This is a genomic window from Yersinia kristensenii (assembly GCF_900460525.1).
GTDB lineage: Bacteria > Pseudomonadota > Gammaproteobacteria > Enterobacterales > Enterobacteriaceae > Yersinia > Yersinia kristensenii.
In genome coordinates this window covers 2,715,123-2,732,838 of the sequence record NZ_UHIY01000001.1, presented here as the reverse complement: position 1 = coordinate 2,732,838, position 17,716 = coordinate 2,715,123, and the positions used below count along the sequence as shown (strand labels likewise).

Here is a 17,716-nt window from a genome sequence, read left to right as displayed (position 1 = left end):
TTATTAAGTTAAATTTTAAACCATTGGATTTTGGGTTTATCTGAAGAACACTGTTTATTGAGTTGCCCCCGGATAGCACACACCCATTCTCCCTTTCTGGAAGAATGTATATTCCTGCGCAAATCAGTCGCCATCATTTTCGCATGACCATAAGGGGCTATCATTTCTGGGAAAAACATATTACTGCCGGACTGCCAATCTTCTTTTCTAATATCACGCTCACCTGAAAGTATTTCGTTCATATTTTTTTCAGATAAAAATGCCCAATTGCAAAATGCAAGTGGGTTACCCTGTTCATCTTCATAATAACGAAATTGATTTAATATAATCGCCGGGTAAATCTGCTGAAACCATTCCGAAACAAAATAAGCTCTATGCAGCGGAGAACGCTGCGTTAACAGCATTACTCCACCCATTATTTTTTGTATTTCGGATGATTCTAGCGATGTGAATTTATTATTTATCACTACCAACCACCAACCTATTATTCCATTAACTTATATTTTATTTTTTTAGTGTTTTTTCTCCGTCACTTTCAATTTCATCATTACCTTCCCCATCACCACTAAGTGGTAATAAGTTGGCATTAATCATATTGTCAATTTCCTGCTGCATTCGAGGATCTTCCAGCATATTCTTTACCATTGAGACCATATACATAAAACCGGATGCTGGCATATGTACAACTTGTTTTAACTCAAGTTCGCTATCGTTTTTAGCCGCCATACCCTTTGCCATTTGCTGCTGATTTTGACTAACAAAATAGAGTGAAAAAACACCTTTGTTATAATTGACTAACGATGTTGTCTGTACGTAAATCTCCATATTATCTCCATATACAATTAATTAGCTAACCATGCTTAGCAGATTCATGATGCATCACAAAGAATGGTAATTGAATTAAAATCAAATAAATAATAATGATATTAATAAAATAGAAGCATTTTAATTGCGAATGAATTCGAATTAAGAATTGGTTTATAATATGGGTTGGTCATTATTTAATGCTGAAAGAGTGCATCAATGAAAAGGCCCGTGAACACATCATATTCACGGGCCTTGTGTTGAACTATTCTTTTAGATCAATAAAAATCTTGCGGGGCCATTTCAGACTGTGCCAACCAAACCGGTTTATCACTGGTTTTGATCCAGACACGGTGCAAATAGCTATAAAAACGGGCGCGGTCTTTGCGGAAAAGCATCACCGGTAGCGCTAATAACCCCACCAGAATCACTACGATGCGACGCAAAATAACCTGATGCAATGGGTATGCGTTGTACATGGTCATAATAACCCTCCTTTAAAACGCCTTTATGTAACCGCTAGCCCTAACTCGCAGAGGGCCGATTACCGCGTGGCGTTGAAAGTAAAATAAACAAAATTGGTAACTGGACAAAATTTTACCGCATTGATTGAAAGTTTACCACTCATCCGACCACTCAATTGCGTAAAAAGCACAAAAAAACCACCAATCCTGTAATTTTGTTACAGACAAGTTAATGTAATTTTATAATTTGTTTCACGTAGGGTGACCAACCCCTCTGCAAATCAGAAAAGCGGATGCATTCACCCAAAAAATATCGGTCCAGCTAATTTGATGGTCTGCCGCACCTCGCCACTGAGTACTTTATACCCATAAAACGGTTATTTCTTGACCATTTTTATACTTTTTTTACACCCCTCCCCATTTTTTTATCAAGAACTTTTCTTACAACTTTCTAAGCTGCTGTTATCAAAACTTGGTTATCAAAACTTGTTCATCAAAAAACTGGGTTATCAAAAAATAAGACCTGTGGAGGTATATCGTGAGTGTCAGCATCATTTGTGGTGCGCTGCTGGTTCTGCTGCTACTGGGCTATCTGGTTTATGCCTTATTTAACGCGGAGGACTTTTAAATGGCGGCATCAGGATTTCTGCTTATTGCCAGCTTTATGTTGGTGTTGTTGGTGCTGTCCCGTCCATTGGGAAGTTTCTTGGCGCGCCTTATTGAAGGTGAGCCCTTCGCGCCATTACAAAGAATCGAGGCCGGTTTATGGTGCTGTAGTGGGGTAAAAAACCAGGAAATGAACGGTTGGCAATATGCGCTGGCCATTCTCAGTTTTAACGTGCTGGGCGTGGTGCTGTTGTTCGCGCTGTTAATGATGCAAGGTTCATTACCACTGAATCCGGAAAATATGCCGGGGCTGTCATGGCATTTAGCGCTGAATACTGCGGTGAGTTTTGTCACTAACACTAACTGGCAAGCCTATAGCGGGGAGAATACCCTCAGTTACCTGAGCCAAATGGCCGGTCTGACAGTACAAAACTTCCTCTCTGCTGCCACCGGTATTGCGGTGGCTTTTGCGCTAATTCGCGCATTTGCCCGCCATTCAGCCAGCACATTGGGCAATGCCTGGGTCGATTTGGTTCGCATCACTTTATATGTCTTATTGCCAATTTCGCTGCTTATTGCGCTGGTTTTTGTCAGTCAAGGCGTCTTGCAGAATCTGGATAGTTATCTGCATATCACCACCCTCGAGGGGGTAAAACAGACCTTGCCAATGGGGCCGGTGGCCTCGCAGGAAGCCATAAAACTGCTGGGTACCAATGGTGGCGGCTTCTTTGGTGCCAACTCAGCGCATCCGTTTGAGAACCCGACGGCATTTAGCAACTTTGTGCAAATGCTGGCGATTTTCCTGATCCCCTGCGCATTGTGTTTCTCTTTCGGCCAAGTGGTCGGGGATAACCGCCAGGGCCACGCGCTGATCTGGGCCATGTCACTGATTTTTGTGGTGGCGGTGGTGGTGGTGATGTATGCCGAGCTGGCCGGTAACCCGCATTTGATGCAGTTGGGTGCCGACAGCAATATCAATATGGAGGGCAAAGAATCCCGCTTCGGTATTCTGGCGACCAGCATGTACGCCGTAGTCACCACTGCGGCATCTTGCGGTGCGGTTAACGCCATGCATGACTCCTTTACCGCGCTGGGTGGCATGGTGCCCCTGTGGTTGATGCAGATTGGTGAAGTGGTGTTTGGCGGCGTCGGCTCCGGTTTGTACGGCATGCTGTTATTCGTGCTGCTGACGGTCTTTATTGCCGGGCTGATGATTGGCCGTACCCCTGAATACCTCGGCAAGAAAATTGACGTATTTGATATGAAAATGACCGCGCTGGCGATTTTGGTCACGCCAACTATCGTGCTGTTAGGCACCGCACTGGCGCTCGGCACTGATGCCGGTCGCGCAGGGATTCTTAACCCCGGTGCGCATGGTTTTAGCGAAGTGCTTTACGCCCTCTCTTCGGCGGCCAATAACAACGGCAGCGCCTTTGCTGGCCTGAGTGTCAATACGCCGTTTTATAACTTGCTGCTGGCTGCGGCGATGTTCTTGGGTCGATTCGGTGTGATTCTGCCGGTGCTGGCGATTGCCAGTTCATTGGTGGCGAAGAAACGGCAACCGGCTGGCAACGGCACTCTGCCTACTGCGGGGCCACTGTTTATCGGCTTGCTGGTGGGCACCGTGTTGTTGGTGGGCGCATTGACCTTTATCCCAGCTCTGGCCCTAGGCCCGGTCGCCGAACATCTACAAGTTTGGTTAACACATTGATTATATAGCCAAAGAGCTTGGAGTTGCCGTAGGTGGCAAACGAACGCCCCTGCAACTTCAAGTCCAAGGGTATCGTCACTAAGAGAGAATAACTATGACCCGCAAACAACGCGCAATTTTTGAGCCAGCACTGGTTCGCACTGCGCTGCTTGATGCCGTGAAGAAACTGGACCCGCGCGTCCAGTGGCGCAATCCGGTGATGTTCGTGGTGTATCTGGGTAGTGGGCTGACCACCCTGATTTGGTTGGCTATTTTAAGCGGACAGACCGCTGGCAATGCCATGTTTACCGGCAGTGTTGCCCTGTGGCTATGGTTTACCGTGCTGTTCGCCAACTTTGCCGAAGCATTGGCCGAGGGGCGCAGCAAAGCGCAGGCGGAGAGTCTGCGCGGCGTGAAAAAAACCAGTTGGGCGAAAAAACTGACTGAAGCCCGCTTTGATGCACCGCAAGAGAAAGTCTCTGCCGACAGTTTGCGCAAAGGTGATGTGGTGCTGATTGAAGCCGGTGACACCGTGCCCTGTGACGGTGAAGTGCTGGAGGGCGGGGCCTCGGTGGATGAAAGCGCCATTACCGGTGAATCTGCGCCGGTTATCCGTGAATCCGGCGGCGACTTCTCCTCGGTAACCGGCGGGACTCGGGTGCTATCAGACTGGCTGGTGGTTCAGTGCAGTGTTAACCCCGGCGAGACTTTCCTCGACCGCATGATAGCCATGGTGGAAGGGGCTAAACGGCGCAAAACCCCGAATGAAGTGGCGCTGACCATTTTGCTGGTGGCACTGACTATCGTCTTTTTACTGGCGACCGCGACTTTATACCCATTTTCAGTCTTCAGTGTTGAAGCCAACCATGCCGGTTCACCGGTCACCATCACTGTGCTAGTAGCACTGCTGGTTTGCTTGATCCCCACCACCATCGGCGGGTTGTTATCCGCTATTGGCGTGGCTGGGATGAGCCGCATGTTAGGGGCCAATGTGATAGCCACCAGCGGGCGCGCCGTCGAAGCTGCCGGTGACGTCGATGTGCTGCTGCTGGATAAAACCGGCACCATCACGCTGGGTAACCGCCAGGCATCAGAATTCTTGCCTGCACCGGGAGTGACCGAGCAACAACTGGCGGATGCCGCACAGCTCTCATCACTGGCCGACGAAACCCCGGAAGGCCGCAGTATTGTGGTGCTGGCTAAACAGCGCTTTAACTTGCGCGAACGCGACTTGCACAGTTTGAATGCCACCTTTGTACCCTTCTCAGCACAAACCCGCATGAGCGGCGTGAATATACAAGACCGAATGATTCGCAAAGGTGCGGTCGATGCGATTCGCCGTCATGTGGAATCCAATCAGGGTCATTTCCCACGCGCGGTAGAAGATGCAGTGGAAAGTGTAGCGCGCACCGGCGGTACCCCCTTGGTGGTGGCCGATGGCCCTCGGGTGCTGGGGGTGGTGGCGCTGAAAGATATCGTCAAAGGCGGCATTAAAGAACGTTTTGCTGAGCTGCGCAAAATGGGCATTAAAACCGTGATGATCACCGGTGACAACCGTCTGACTGCGGCGGCGATTGCGGCTGAGGCTGGGGTCGATGATTTTCTGGCCGAAGCCACACCGGAAGCCAAGCTGGCCTTGATTCGCCAATATCAGGCCGAGGGGCGACTGGTGGCCATGACCGGCGACGGCACCAACGACGCCCCAGCACTGGCACAGGCGGATGTCGCGGTGGCGATGAATTCTGGGACTCAAGCCGCCAAAGAGGCGGGCAACATGGTGGATTTGGACTCTAACCCGACCAAGTTGATTGAAGTGGTGCATATCGGCAAACAAATGCTAATGACCCGTGGCTCGCTGACCACTTTTAGTATCGCCAACGACGTCGCCAAATATTTCGCCATTATTCCGGCGGCATTTGCGGCCACTTACCCACAGCTTAACACCTTGAATGTGATGCAATTACATTCACCGGCCTCGGCAATATTGTCGGCGGTTATCTTTAATGCGCTGGTGATTGTGTTCCTGATCCCGCTGGCGCTAAAAGGGGTCAGTTATAAGGCGATGAGCGCCGCCGCCCTGTTACGCCGCAATCTGTGGATTTACGGTTTGGGCGGGTTACTGGTGCCGTTTGTTGGTATCAAGCTCATCGATCTGGTGCTGACGGCGTTAAATCTGGCTTAAGGCTGCTTAATTTAAACTAAGCCAAGAATGTATTTCGTCACGGCCACTGCCGCCTTGGGGTGGCCGTTTTTAAGACTCAAATTGAGGTAATAAAAGATGTCATCGACCACGAATATGTCATCCACAAAAAATATGTCATCAACCGGGCGCATGTCCTATCTGCGCCCTGCATTGGTTTTACTGATATTACTGACACTTATCACCGGAATAGCTTATCCTCTATTGACTACTGGGCTGGCAAAACTGATATTTCCACAGCAAGCGAATGGTTCACTGGTGATGTTGGGTGATGAGGTGGTCGGCTCTAGCTTGATCGGCCAAAACTTTACTCAATCGGGTTATTTTGCCGGCCGCCCATCGGCAACCGCCGATATGCCTTATAATCCAATGTCATCCAGCGGCAGCAACTTGGCGGCCAGCAACCCGGATTTGGATAAAGCCATCAGTGAGCGCGTTAAATTACTGCGCCAGGCAAACCCGACACAAACTGGGCCAGTGCCGGTTGATTTGGTAACCGCTTCAGCCAGTGGTCTCGACCCACAAATTTCACTGGAAGCAGCCTATTATCAAGCCCCGCGTATTGCCAGCATTCGCCAAATGCCGCTGTCTGAGGTCAAACAATTGATTGATGACAATGTACAGAAAGCAACGCCAAATTTCTTCGGTGAATCCGTGGTCAACGTGCTGAATCTGAATATGGCGCTGGATGCCCAGAGTCACGTGAAAATCCCGGCGACTCCGGTAAAATCTTAAGGACATAACATGGTGGATGCAGAACCAACCCGCCCAAACCCTGACAGTCTGCTTGCGGCCGCGAATGAAAAATCCCGTGGCCGGCTAAAAGTCTTTTTTGGGGCTTGCGCCGGAGTGGGCAAAACCTACGCCATGCTACAAGAAGCCCAGCGCCTGCGGGCGCAGGGGCTGGATGTATTAGTCGGCGTTGTCGAAACTCACGGGCGCAGTGAAACCGCCGCCTTGCTGGAAGGGCTGGCAATTCTGCCACTAAAGCGGATTCATCACCGCAATCGGCAAGTGCGCGAGTTTGATTTGGATGCCGCCCTCGCCCGCCACCCCGCGCTGATCCTCATGGATGAACTGGCTCACAGCAATGCCCATGGCTCCCGCCACCCCAAACGCTGGCAAGATGTTGAAGAGCTGCTGGATGCGGGCATTGACGTGCTGACCACCGTCAATGTGCAACATTTGGAAAGTCTGAATGATGTGGTCGGTGGCGTAACCGGTATTCGAGTGCGGGAAACGGTACCCGACCATATGTTTGACGAGGCCACGGAAGTGGTCTTAGTCGATCTTCCCCCTGATGACCTTCGCCAACGGCTCAATGAGGGGAAAGTCTATATCCCAGGGCAGGCCGAGCGCGCTATTGAGCATTTTTTCCGCAAAGGGAATTTGATTGCACTGCGCGAATTGGCCCTGCGCCGCACCGCGGATCGGGTTGATGACCAGATGCGCGCCTTTCGCGATACTCAAGGGCGCGAGCGTGTTTGGCATACCCGCGATGCTATTTTATTGTGTATCGGCCACAACAGCGGCAATGAAAAACTGGTGCGAACCGCAGCCCGGTTGGCGGCGCGGTTGGGCTGCATTTGGCATGCAGTGTATGTTGAAACCCCACGGCTGCACGGCTTACCGGAAGCCAAACGTCGCGCCATTTTGCGCACCCTAAAACTGGCGCAAGAGTTAGGGGCTGAAACCGCCACTTTATCGGAACCCAGTGAAGAACGGGCGATATTACGTTACGCCCGCGAACATAATTTGGGCAAAATCATTATTGGCCGCCGCACTGAACAACATTGGAAACTGCGCGGCAGCTTTGCCGACCGTTTGGGTAAACTCGGGCCGGATTTAGATTTAGTGATTATTGCACTGGAGGGGGATGCTCCCGCCAATGTCGTGAAAGAGACCGACTCACGCACTTTCACTGAAAAATGGCGGATGCAATTACGCGGCTGTGTCGCGGCCATTGGCCTGTGTGCGCTGATCACCGTATTATCACAGTGGCTAATACCGGGGTTCGACCAAGCCAACCTGGTGATGATTTACTTGCTCGGCGTCGTGATTATTGCGCTGTTTTATGGCCGCTGGCCTTCCGTCTTGGCCGCATTTATCAATGTCGTCAGTTTCGATCTGTTTTTTGTCCAACCGCACTGGTCACTGGCGGTCACTGATGTGCAATATTTGCTGACTTTTGGCGTCATGTTGATTGTTGGTATCGTGGTGGGGAACCTGACGGCCGGAGTGCGTTATCAAGCCAGAATTGCCCGTTATCGCGAGCAACGCGCCAGACATCTGTATGAAATGTCACGCGGATTAAGCCGCGCCCTCACCCCAGCAGATATTGCCAAAACCAGCCGTCATTTTCTTTCCAGCAGTTTTCAGGCCAAAACTGACCTGCTGTTGCCACAAGAAGATGGGCGCTTACAACAAATTACTACCGATGAAGGGGGAGCGCTTTCCGTCGATGAGGCCATTGCACGCTGGAGCTTTGACAAAGGCGCACCCGCTGGCGCGGGTACTGATACCTTACCGGGTGTACCTTACCAATTACTTCCTCTGACGGCATCGAAACAAACTTACGGGGTGTTGGCGATTGAACCGGCCAACCTACGCCAACTGATGGTGCCGGAGCAACAGCGCTTGCTACAGACTTTCACCAGCTTGATTGCCAACGCGCTGGAAAGGTTGCATCTGGCCCGCAGCGCCGAATTGGCCAAACTGGATGCAGAACGCGAGCAACTACGCAACTCCCTGCTGGCGGCACTTTCCCATGATTTGCGTACCCCGCTAACCGTGTTATTCGGTCAGGCGGAAATCCTGACACTGGATCTGGCCGCCGAAGGTTCACGGCATGCACCGCAAGCCAATCAAATCCGTCAACAAGTACTCAGCACCACCCGACTGGTCAACAATTTGCTGGATATGGCCCGTATCCAATCGGGCGGTTTTAACCTGCGTAAAGAGTGGCAGTCACTGGAAGAAATCGTCGGTAGCGCCCTGCATATGCTGGAAACCACATTAAGTCACCATCAGATTAAGGTCGACTTACCGGACGAAATGGTGTTAATCAACTGTGATGGCAGCTTGTTGGAGCGGGTGTTTATTAACCTACTGGAAAACGCCCATAAATACGCCGGTTATACTGCAATGTTGGGAATTAGAGCTAAGGTACAAGGCGAGTGGCTGAATGTCGAAGTCTGGGACAATGGCCCCGGAGTCACTGCTGGGCAGGAACAACTGATTTTTGATAAATTCTCTCGCGGTAACAAAGAGTCAGCTATTCCGGGAGTGGGCTTGGGCTTAGCCATTTGTCGTGCCATTATTGATGTACACGGCGGGCGGATCTGGGTGGAAAAAAGTCAAGATGGCGGCGCAAGCTTCCACTTTACCTTGCCACTGGAGAAAGCCCCGGAAATTGACAGTGAAAACATCGATACTGAGGAAACGTGACGATATCCCCGACTAACATCCTGATCGTTGAAGATGAAAAAGAGATCCGGCGCTTTGTTCGTATTGCGCTGGAGGGTGAGGGCTGGCGCGTATTTGAAAGTGAAACTCTACAACGCGGCCTGATTGAAGCCGGAACCCGTAAACCCGATCTCATTATTTTAGATTTGGGCCTGCCGGATGGTGACGGTTTAACCTATATTCAGGATTTACGTCAGTGGAGCGCCATCCCGATTATTGTGTTATCGGCCCGCAGCAGCGAAGAAGACAAAGTGGCGGCACTGGATGCTGGTGCTGATGACTATCTCAGTAAACCCTTTGGTATCAGTGAATTACTGGCACGAGTGCGGGTGGCTTTACGCCGCCACAGTGGAGGCAGCCAGGAAAGCCCGCTGGTCAATTTTTCAGATATCAGCGTGGATTTGATTAATCGCCAAGTCACCCGCGCCGGTATTGACCTCCACCTAACCCCAATTGAGTTTCGTTTACTTTCAGCATTATTGGCGAATACCGGTAAAGTCATTACCCAACGCCAGTTACTCAACCAAGTTTGGGGGCCAAATTATGTCGAGCACAGCCATTATCTGCGCATTTATATGGGCCACTTGCGTCAAAAATTAGAAACCGACCCTACCCGCCCTAAACATTTATTAACAGAAACGGGGGTGGGTTATCGCTTTATTCCGTAACGGTTTATTAGTCATAAAACTCCTCTTAAGGCTATGAAAAATAAATCTAACGGCGTAGCATCAGATTTTTGATGATAATAGGTCTTATTCATTATGAGCACTTGGTTAATTTACGCCCTGCTATCCGCCGTTTCAGCATCTTTAGTGGCTATCTTCGGTAAAATCGGTCTACAGCATTTGGATGCCAATACCGCCACCGCCGTACGTGCTGTAGTGATGGCATTATTTTTGGTCGGAGTGGTGGTGGTTCAGGGCAAATTTAATCTGGTCGGCACGGTATTGGCGGATAAAAAAGCGCTACTTTTTGTGGTACTCAGTGGTGTCGCAGGGGCGTTATCCTGGCTATTCTATTTTATGGCAATCAAAAATGGTAATGTCTCACAAGTGGCGCCGATTGATAAACTCAGCGTAGTCTTCGCCGTGATTCTGGCTTTTATTCTATTTGGCGAAAAAATTTCATTAGTGGCCGGACTCGGTGTGGCACTGATTACAGCGGGCGCATTGATGGTAGCATTGGGGTAATTTGCATAAAAAATCAAGTTCATTATCCTGTTTAATTAAATAACCAATAATAAATAATAAATAATAAATAATAATGTTATTTAACTTTATTTGAAATTATTTATTTTTTAGAATCCAATAGAAGGATGATCAATAACATATAAAAAAGGAAACTATTTTGAGTACTAAAAAAAGTAACAAAAAAACCAGAACAACTCCGATTACAGGTATATTGATAGTTAATGGAGAAATGAAATCTATTTTTTTAGACGATATATCGCCTGACAAAGTATTTTTCCAATATGCAGACTCAAAACTTAAAGTCATTATAATTGCCGATGATAATTATTTTTTCAGCAAAACTTACCACGTAATTGAAAATGGAAACTTAATTGTTAAATCTGTCATTTTGCGTGACAAAAATGGAATAAAAAATGAGTTATTCTTAACGCTAAAGGAAACCAAGAAAAGAAAAGATTTTTACGATGGTCCTAGCAAAGATCTCTTGCTCATTAGAAAAGATATAAAATATAAATCCGCATACCATCTAATCACTAATACTCTGCCATCAAATAGATTTCACCTAACTGGAAATGACAATTTCTCAGGGCATAAATATATAAGGAATGAGGTCACCGGTGGTGAGGGGAATAATACTATTATGGGTGGCGATAAAAATGACAACTTAGCGGGTGGGGATGGCAACGATCTTATTATGGGTTATGACTCTTTTGATTCGCTGTTTGGTCAAGGTGGAAATGACGTTTTGATTGGCGGTGAAGGTAATGATGGGCTGGCTGGCGGCGCGGGTGATGACTTTCTTGATGGTGGTGAGGGTGATGATGAGTTACATGGCGATGCGGATGCCTTTGCCTGTTTTGCCAGTGAAAGTAGTTGGCGGGGTAATGATAAAATATTTGGCGGGAAAGGTAATGATCGTATCGAAGGCGGGAAGAATAACGATTATTTAGCCGGAGGAACCGGTAATGATTTATATGTTTTCTCCGCTTATGATGGTATCAACATGATAGTAGAATACGGTGGTGAAGAAAATACAATCAGTATTGATGATTATTTTTTCCATCAGCTCAAATTCACGCGTTATGGCAATCACCTGATACTATCGAGCACTGAAGATCATCCTAATAATCTGGTCATTATTATCAAAGATCAATATGCCCCAGATGGCTATAAAGTTAAAAACTTACAGACGAAATCGTATCTTAGTCATGGCAGTGAGTCTGATAAAAAAATTCATGCAGTAATGATTAATAATATAGTGAAAAAATACAATGGAGATTCTGAAAAATTAATGGCTGCATTGAGCAAGATAAAAGATTTTGGTGATTCTTATCAAACTGAACTCTCTGATGTTTTTTGTGAAAAAACACCTGATTTTGAACAAATAACAAGGGGAAACCTGACTAATGTACTTATTGAGAAGAATAATGCATTGCGAGAAATGTATGAAGAAAAATCTTTCTATTTTGGTGATAACTTGCCTGACATAACTTATATTACTCAGGCGCTCTCTTCTTTTGCTCCCAAAGAAGCCTATCAATCCAATATAAAATATTTAAAATCCCCAATACCGATGGATAGTTTTTCTGGCGGTTTGGTCACTGTAGAATATTAACAACAGCGAGTATCGCCGTTGTTTTTTTGCTTATATGGGTGTTGGCGAAATAGCGCCAACCGGCGCTATTTCTTACCTGTAATGGCTATTTACCGGCTAATACTGCACTAACAATATCGACCGCTTCCTGCTCTATCTTTTCGCGATGCTCCGCGCCTAAGAAGCTTTCACAGTAAATCTTGTAGGCATCTTCGGTACCCGATGGGCGCGCAGCAAACCAGCCGTTGTCAGTCATCACTTTCAACCCGCCAATGGATGCGCCATTACCCGGAGCAGCCGTCAGGCGGGCAGTGATGGGGTCACCAGCCAGCGTGCTGGCTTTCACCATTTCTGGTGACAACTTGGACAATGCGTTTTTCTGTGCCTGGGTTGCTGGGGCTTGAATACGGTTATAGCTTGGCGCGCCAAAGCGTTTCGCTAAATCATCATAATGGTGCTGTGGATTTTTACCGGTAACCGCGGTGATCTCAGCCGCCAGCAAGCACATGATAATGCCGTCTTTATCCGTCGACCAAGGTTTGCCATTAAAGCGCAGGAAAGATGCCCCGGCGCTCTCTTCACCACCAAATCCAAAGCTGCCGTCGTGTAAACCCTCAACAAACCATTTGAAACCGACCGGGACTTCCACCAGCTTACGGCCCAAATCAGCTACCACTCTATCAATCATCGCACTGGATACCAGCGTCTTACCCACCGCCACATCTGCGCCCCATTGTGGACGGTGCTGGAACAGATAATTGATTGATACGGCTAAATAATGGTTCGGGTTCATCAAACCAACGGGCGTCACAATACCGTGGCGGTCATAATCGGGATCATTAGCAAAGGCTAAATCGAATTTATCACGTAGAGCCAGCAAGCCCGCCATCGCATATTCTGATGAGCAATCCATGCGGATCACACCATCATGATCCAGATGCATAAAGCGGAAAGTCTGATCGATAGAATCATTCACTAACGTCAGATCTAACTTATAATGCTCGCCAATACGCTGCCAGTAGGCAATACCTGAACCGCCGAGCGGATCAACACCTAATTTCAGACCAGCCTGTTGAATGGCTGGAATATCAACAACATCGACTAAACCTTCTACATACGGCTGAATCAAATCCTGCTCACACAGATGATTGCCGTGCCAGGCTTTATCCAGCGTTTGGCGTTTGACACCCTCTAATTTCAGACTGAGTAACTGATTGGCGCGTTTTTCTATCACCGAGGTCAGATTGGTATCAGCCGGGCCGCCATTCGGTGGGTTGTACTTGATGCCGCCATCTTCAGGAGGGTTATGAGATGGCGTAATGACAATGCCATCGGCCAAATTTTTACCCTGCGCGTTATAGCAAAGAATGGCGTGAGAAATGGCCGGGGTAGGAGTGAAGCCATTATCTTGCTGCACCACAACATCGACACCATTCGCCGTCAGCACTTCCAGCACCGAAATAAAAGCGGGCTCAGACAGCGCATGGGTATCTTTACCCACATAACATGGGCCAGTAATGCCGTGCTGATGGCGAACTTCAGCAATCGCCTGCGCGATGGCCAAAATATGCGCTTCATTAAAACTGTGACGCAATGAACTGCCACGATGGCCCGACGTCCCAAACCTGACTGCATGTTCCTGATTTTCAGCATCAGGTTGCAATACATAATATTGCGACGTCAACTGAGCAACATTAATCAAATCGCTTTGCTGAGCAGCTTGCCCAGCACGAGGGTGATTAGCCACAGTCACTACTCCCTATCTCCCCTTCATACTTGAAATCGCAGGATTGTTAGCTGCAACTCCAAGTTATTTGGGTATTGTTTCAACGAAATTAGATTGTCCCGCACACTTTATCAGTCAAATCTGGCGGGAACTGCATGGTCAGCATGATATGTTGCACCATACTGCGTTTACGCTCGGTATTGGTATTGGTAATTACCCAGTATGGCGTACCAGGGACATGTTTGGGTTTGGTGTGTGTCCCGTTTTGCAACAAAGTCTGTTGGTCACCAGCAAAATAAACTCGGGTACGGCCATGTAAAGATTCTGTCGCCTCGGCAAATGCCTGAGCATCCAAGGTATAAAGTGTTGATAGCACTAACATAAAGCGGTTAACCGCCCTATTTTGCTCAGCATACTCATCGGACAGCAGCAATTCCCGGACGGCGCGCACGCGATCCCGTGGCGCTGAAGCTGGCGCTATTTTGGCTACGTCATTATTGGCTGATAAGTTATGAGTAGATAAGCTGGGTATCGGCTGACCGGCCGTAAACTTCAACATGCGCCGCAAAATATCGGACGCGCTCTCACCAATGTGTTGCGTATGGCTGGCGATATAGCGATAAAGCTCTTCGTCGAGTTCAATAGTTTTCATCTTTATCCAAAACAATAATTCAATTGATTTTTATATATTTTTTATGACAGTTCATGAAAAATTTAATGTTGTTCTACATTTTTCAACCATCTGGTTTTACGATACTTCACCACTTTCCGTTAGATTAACAGACTCTAGGGGGGCATCCAACTTTCCCCTCAATGACTTTAAATTGTCACCAATGTGATTGGATCACTAAACAGCATGATTAGATAGGTAATTAAACAGCAGAGGGGTATTTATGCGCATCCGGACAGCGGCAAAAAAATAGAGTATGCCAATCCACAACAGGCGGATCGTGGTAAGTAGCTTTAATATCGGTTCGGTGACCGCCTGAGCGATCACCTTTTATATATATTGGCTCGGTAAGCCAATTCCTCTCACGGTATCCTTATCGTTCCGTCACGAGAAATGCCGCATTCGCCAATTCGCGACTGTCATCGGAACCCGTAGAGTGCAATTTAAACGCGCTGACGGTTTCGGTCAGTGTTGATGCCTGAGCCTGCAAAGAAAGTGCGGCAGCGGCAGACTCTTCAACTAATGCAGCATTTTGCTGGGTTGTGGTGTCAATTTGCCCAACAGCTAAATTAATCTGGTTGATACCGTCACTTTGCTCGCGGCTGGCCTGTGAAATCTCACCAATAATGCTATTCACATCCTGCACATTGCCGACTAATTCGGTTAATGTTTCTTCAGCGCTATCCACCAACCTCATGCCGTCCTGAATTTTATCCACCGAATTATCAATTAGGGTTTTAATTTCTTTCGCTGCCGTCGCACTTCGCTGAGCCAGGGATCGCACTTCACTGGCCACTACGGCAAACCCGCGCCCTTGTTCGCCGGCACGGGCCGCTTCTACCGCCGCATTTAATGCCAGAATATTGGTTTGGAAAGCGATACCATCAATCACGCCAATAATTTCAGACATACGTTGTGAAGAGTCCCGAATACCCCGCATTTTCTGGGTCACCGAGCCCATGACTTCGCCGCTATGTTTCGCCGTTTCTGATGCTTTATTGGCAATCGACGTGGCCTGATGGGTGTTATCTGCGGTGTTTTTAATAGTTGATGTCAGCTGTTCCATGGAGGATGCCGTTTGTTCCAGCGAACTGGCCTGCTCCTCGGTGCGGGCCGAAAGATCCTGATTACCTGCCGCAATTTGCGATGCCGCAGTAGAAATGGTTTCAGCCCCATCACGAACTTTGCTGACAATCTGGCGCAAGCTGGTATTCATATGGTCAAGCGACTGTAACAGCAGCCCAGCCTCATCTTTTCGGTTAGTCACGATGCTGGAAGTCAAATCACCCTGTGCAACCTTATTGGCAATGTCCAATGCTTGTTGAATTGGCTGAGTCACACTGCGGGTGATAGCCCAAGCAATCAGCAGACCGGCTACAGCACTGGTCAGCAAAATCGCCAATAGCAGGTTACGGGTGCTCGTATAGACTTTTGCCATGCTATCAACCGAATCTGCCATTATCTGATCCTGATACGCCACTAATTGGCGCACATGCTCACGATATTGGGCCTGAGTAATATTCATATTATCGGTGAATTCAGTAACAGCAGCTTCTCGATTACCCGCCAAAACCAAACTGAGAATTTTATCTCCCGAGGTTAAAAAATCAGTCCGCGAGTTTTGTATCTCGCGCAGTACATCTTTAGATTTACTATCTTGAACGCCCGCCTCTAAATCGGCTAGCTTGGTGCTGATATCTTTGCGTAGGTCCGCAATCATATCGATGGTTTTTTTCTCCTGAGCCTCATCGGTGACTAACAATAATCGCTGATATGCCACCAGCGCACTGTTTACAGCATCGATCAGTGCATTAGCATCAACTGTTTGTGGATAAACTTCTTCGACAATATCGCTGGCGCTTTGTTGGAAGCCTGATAATTTGCTGATGGCAAGCAGACTGACGATAAATAGCATCAGAACCAAAAAGGCAAAACCACCGCCTAATCGATAGCCTATACGCCAATTAGATAAACTCATTATTCGATCCTTTATATTATTTCGCTATACAACAAGAGAGGAAATATTCGGTTAATTGCTAATCAGAGTGCCGAGTATGTTTATCACCTGGTTTAATTAGGGAAGCGCACAGCGGAGGCTATATTGAGATCTGCCCTTAAATAGCTTGTGTTTAACCCGTACTCAGCTGATTTTTGTAATAGAGAAAATACTTTTTCTCTCAATCAGGATTGCTCTCAGTTATCGGCGGGTAAATGGGTATCTTTATGATTTTGATCGTTTTAATCATTCAATAACACTAAACAGATAGCCATTACCTATTAAAGATAAGATATCGATCGGCGAAATAAACGGATATATATAACGTTATTATCGAGGAGTCTGCTTTAACTCAAATCAGCAGTGGCTAACGCTTAAATTTGATCAATTAAGAGGATAATAATGATGCGGAAATATTGACCACAGAAAGGATTTATTGATTTATCTGCCAGCATAATGACAGATAACATTCATTCTCACTTTTGGTTTCAAGTACATTCAGTCATGCTACCCTAAGTAGAATGTCTCTCTGTATGAACATCGCCATGAAATTAAACTTCCGCTTACAAAATGCACTTTCTCCTAGCCCTGCTCTGCCGATCATTCTGATCCACGGGCTATTTGGTAACCTGGATAACCTTGGGGTGCTGGCCCGTGACTTACATCAAGACCATGACGTAATTCAGGTCGATTTGCGCGACCATGGTTTATCCCCTCGATCACCAGCGGTGAACTACCCTGATATGGCGCAGGATGTGCTGGAGTTGATGGATAACCTCAGGATAGAAAAAGCGATTATTATCGGCCATTCCATGGGCGGTAAAGTGGCGATGGCCATGACAGCAATCGCGCCCGAGCGTATTGAAAAGCTGGTCGCGATAGATATCGCGCCAATCAGTTATCAAGTGCGCCGCCATGATACAATTTTCGCCGCCCTTAATGCAGTCAGTACCGCTGGCGTGGCGCAACGTCAGGAAGCCGCTCAGTTGATGCGCGAATTCATAAAAGAAGACGGCGTTATTCAGTTCTTATTGAAATCATTCCACAATGGCGAATGGCGGTTTAATGTGTCCGCTCTGTGGGATCAATACGAAAATATTGTTGGCTGGCAGCCAATCCCGCCTTGGCCACACCCTATTTTATTTATTCGCGGTGAACTGTCGCCCTATATTCAAGACAGTTATCGCGATGAGATTGCGCGCCAGTTTCCGCAAGCCCGCGCCCATGTGGTTGCCGGAACCGGCCACTGGGTGCATGCGGAAAAACCGGACTCTGTATTACGCGCCATTCACCGATTTATAGATTAAAGCC

15 protein-coding genes are annotated in these 17,716 nt (G+C 47.7%); 9 read left to right on the top strand and 6 right to left on the bottom strand.

Going from position 1 to position 17,716, the window contains the following annotated elements; translation table 11 throughout:
• Positions 1 to 8 precede the first annotated feature (8 nt).
• The 3 genes from DX162_RS12445 to DX162_RS12435 all read right to left on the bottom strand — a co-directional run bounded on the left by DX162_RS12445 (position 9) and on the right by DX162_RS12435 (position 1,289).
• Entirely contained in the window at positions 9 to 467 is a 459-nt protein-coding gene (locus DX162_RS12445; protein ID WP_153043086.1) for a toxin-activating lysine-acyltransferase, read from the bottom strand.
• Between the two features lie 37 nt (positions 468 to 504).
• A complete protein-coding gene (locus DX162_RS12440; protein WP_004390553.1) occupies positions 505 to 825 on the bottom strand; it encodes a hypothetical protein in 321 nt (106 codons plus the stop codon).
• A gap of 257 nt (positions 826 to 1,082) precedes the next feature.
• A complete protein-coding gene (locus DX162_RS12435) occupies positions 1,083 to 1,289 on the bottom strand; it encodes a YbfA family protein (protein ID WP_004390554.1) in 207 nt (68 codons plus the stop codon).
• Between the two features lie 517 nt (positions 1,290 to 1,806).
• Between DX162_RS12435 and DX162_RS12430 the strand changes: the two genes are divergently transcribed.
• The 8 genes from DX162_RS12430 to DX162_RS12395 all read left to right on the top strand — a co-directional run bounded on the left by DX162_RS12430 (position 1,807) and on the right by DX162_RS12395 (position 12,034).
• Positions 1,807 to 1,896: a K(+)-transporting ATPase subunit F gene (locus DX162_RS12430; protein ID WP_032819844.1), complete on the top strand. Its 90-nt coding sequence runs from the start codon at positions 1,807 to 1,809 to the stop codon at positions 1,894 to 1,896.
• Positions 1,897 to 3,585, top strand: coding sequence for a potassium-transporting ATPase subunit KdpA (gene kdpA / locus DX162_RS12425; RefSeq protein WP_004390555.1), 1,689 nt, complete (start codon positions 1,897 to 1,899; stop codon positions 3,583 to 3,585). It abuts the gene before it with no gap.
• A gap of 94 nt (positions 3,586 to 3,679) precedes the next feature.
• A complete protein-coding gene (gene kdpB / locus DX162_RS12420) occupies positions 3,680 to 5,746 on the top strand; it encodes a potassium-transporting ATPase subunit KdpB (RefSeq protein ID WP_004390556.1) in 2,067 nt (688 codons plus the stop codon).
• Positions 5,747 to 5,860: 114 nt separating this feature from the next.
• Positions 5,861 to 6,499 carry a potassium-transporting ATPase subunit KdpC gene (gene kdpC / locus DX162_RS12415; protein ID WP_032819874.1) on the top strand — a complete coding sequence of 213 codons (639 nt, stop codon included), beginning with the start codon at positions 5,861 to 5,863 and terminating at the stop codon, positions 6,497 to 6,499.
• 9 nt (positions 6,500 to 6,508) lie between these two features.
• Positions 6,509 to 9,211: a two-component system sensor histidine kinase KdpD gene (kdpD, locus tag DX162_RS12410; RefSeq protein ID WP_004390559.1), complete on the top strand. Its 2,703-nt coding sequence runs from the start codon at positions 6,509 to 6,511 to the stop codon at positions 9,209 to 9,211.
• On the top strand, positions 9,208 to 9,897 hold the full coding sequence (gene kdpE / locus DX162_RS12405; protein ID WP_032819845.1) for a two-component system response regulator KdpE: 690 nt from the start codon (positions 9,208 to 9,210) through the stop codon (positions 9,895 to 9,897). Before kdpD ends, kdpE begins: the two co-directional genes overlap by 4 nt.
• A 93-nt stretch (positions 9,898 to 9,990) precedes the next feature.
• Positions 9,991 to 10,419 carry an EamA family transporter gene (locus DX162_RS12400; protein WP_004390561.1) on the top strand — a complete coding sequence of 143 codons (429 nt, stop codon included), beginning with the start codon at positions 9,991 to 9,993 and terminating at the stop codon, positions 10,417 to 10,419.
• A 157-nt stretch (positions 10,420 to 10,576) separates the two neighbouring features.
• Positions 10,577 to 12,034: a calcium-binding protein gene (locus DX162_RS12395; RefSeq protein ID WP_098081187.1), complete on the top strand. Its 1,458-nt coding sequence runs from the start codon at positions 10,577 to 10,579 to the stop codon at positions 12,032 to 12,034.
• 85 nt (positions 12,035 to 12,119) lie between these two features.
• Here the strand turns inward: DX162_RS12395 and pgm are convergent, their stop codons facing one another.
• From pgm to DX162_RS12380, 3 genes are all read right to left on the bottom strand, one after another.
• A complete protein-coding gene (gene pgm, locus DX162_RS12390) occupies positions 12,120 to 13,760 on the bottom strand; it encodes a phosphoglucomutase (alpha-D-glucose-1,6-bisphosphate-dependent) (RefSeq protein ID WP_032819875.1) in 1,641 nt (546 codons plus the stop codon).
• A gap of 88 nt (positions 13,761 to 13,848) precedes the next feature.
• On the bottom strand, positions 13,849 to 14,391 hold the full coding sequence (gene seqA / locus DX162_RS12385; protein ID WP_004390564.1) for a replication initiation negative regulator SeqA: 543 nt from the start codon (positions 14,389 to 14,391) through the stop codon (positions 13,849 to 13,851).
• A 391-nt stretch (positions 14,392 to 14,782) separates the two neighbouring features.
• On the bottom strand, positions 14,783 to 16,387 hold the full coding sequence (locus DX162_RS12380; protein WP_004390565.1) for a methyl-accepting chemotaxis protein: 1,605 nt from the start codon (positions 16,385 to 16,387) through the stop codon (positions 14,783 to 14,785).
• A gap of 563 nt (positions 16,388 to 16,950) precedes the next feature.
• Between DX162_RS12380 and ybfF the strand changes: the two genes are divergently transcribed.
• On the top strand, positions 16,951 to 17,712 hold the full coding sequence (ybfF, locus tag DX162_RS12375; protein ID WP_032819876.1) for an esterase: 762 nt from the start codon (positions 16,951 to 16,953) through the stop codon (positions 17,710 to 17,712).
• Positions 17,713 to 17,716 lie beyond the last annotated feature (4 nt).